The 1,548-nt window shown below is 44.1% G+C and carries 1 protein-coding gene; it reads left to right on the top strand.

The window, feature by feature from the left end:
- Positions 1-143 precede the first annotated feature (143 nt).
- A complete protein-coding gene (locus tag N902_RS0114290) occupies positions 144-1,511 on the top strand; it encodes an IS4 family transposase (RefSeq protein ID WP_034623078.1) in 1,368 nt (455 codons plus the stop codon).
- The last annotated feature ends 37 nt before the right edge of the window (positions 1,512-1,548 follow it).

Here is a 1,548-nt window from a genome sequence, read left to right as displayed (position 1 = left end):
TTCAACTTTCGGGGCTAAAGATAGATTCCTTGCTGCCTTCAACTAATTGATGTTTTGAGATATTTTTTATTGAAGGATCCTTTCTCTTTGTGTATAATGTCGTTACGACGCAACAAAAACACAAAAAAGGAGAAAGGATCCAAATGCAGGCTAAAGATTTTATCCATGAGGGTCAAGTTGATGAGTGCAAGGCCAATCGCATTGACCATTTCTTCTCCTCATTTAATATAGCGACGATTTTGAACAGATGTCGAATACGTAAAGCTAAGGGTTTTGCAGCAAAAGATATATTTTTTACACTTTTCGCAGTCTCTTTCTTTGGAAAAGATTTTTACCATGACGTTATTGACAACAAAGATATAGAATTTGGTAAAGATGCCGTTTATGATTTTTTAAAACGTGAAACATTTAACTGGCGGAAGTTTATTCTTTGCCTTGCTGTCCAGATTATCCTGTTCTTTGAAAAATTGACCAGTAAACAAAGAGAGAAGGTCTTAATCGTTGATGATTCTACCCTTGAAAGGCCAAGGTCAAAAATGGTTGAACTTTTAGCCAGGGTCTATGATCATGCCGATCATAGATTTCTCAAGGGCTTTCGATTCCTTTCTGTTTGCTGGTCAGACGGAGCGAGCTTTCTGCCTTTGGACTTTGCCCTATTATCTTCTGCCAAAAAGAAGAATAGATTGCAGGAAGTAACCAAAAAGATGGACAAAAGATCATGTGGATACAAACGCCGGATAGAAGCTCAAAGTAAAGCAACTGACCTTTTGGAGCCGATGATACAAAGAATCCTGAGCATGGGCGTTCGGGCCAATTACCTGCTCATGGACAGTTGGTTTACCATGCCTGCCACCGTAGCCAAGCTCAGAAAGCATATCCACGTAGTCGGCATGATCAAAAAAACGCCCAAAATCCTGTATTTTTTCAAGGGCAAGCGCCGAACTGTGGACGGCATTTATCGTCTTCTCAAAAAGCGCCCAGGCCGGGCAAAGCTGCTGGCCAGTGCTTTGGTGACTATGAAAGATGGAAGCCCAGCCAAAATCGTCTTTGTCCGGGACCGCCGGAAGAAGGATTGGTTGGCAATTTTGACCACCGATATCCATCTGCCGGATGAAGAGGTGGTCAGGCTCTACGGGAAACGCTGGGACATCGAGGTCTTCTTCAAGATGAGCAAGCAGCATCTTGGCCTAGAAAAAGGCATCCAGACCAGGGACTTCGATAGCCAGATCGCCCATACTTCCATTGTCATGGTCCGCTACATGTTCTTGGCCTTGGAGCAGCGTCGTCAAGATGATCCCCGGACATTCGGGGCCTTGTTTCGGGCCTGTTGCGAGGAAATGAAAGACCTCAGCTTTATGATGGCCTTGCAGCGCATTCTCGAGCTAGCCATAGCCAAGCTACAGGCAGCAGGTGACTTTGTAGAGGAAATCTACCAGGCCCTAATTTCCGCCATATTCGGGACAGCAATCGACTTTTTCGGCCTAAATAAGGAATTATGTCAAAGATCTTAGCTTGTTGAATGCAATAAAGTTACGCCGAAAGTTGAGT

It is taken from the genome of Desulfovermiculus halophilus DSM 18834 (assembly GCF_000620765.1).
GTDB classification, from domain to species: Bacteria; Desulfobacterota; Desulfovibrionia; order Desulfovibrionales; family Desulfothermaceae; genus Desulfovermiculus; species Desulfovermiculus halophilus.
This window is presented reverse-complemented; position numbering and strand designations above follow the sequence as displayed.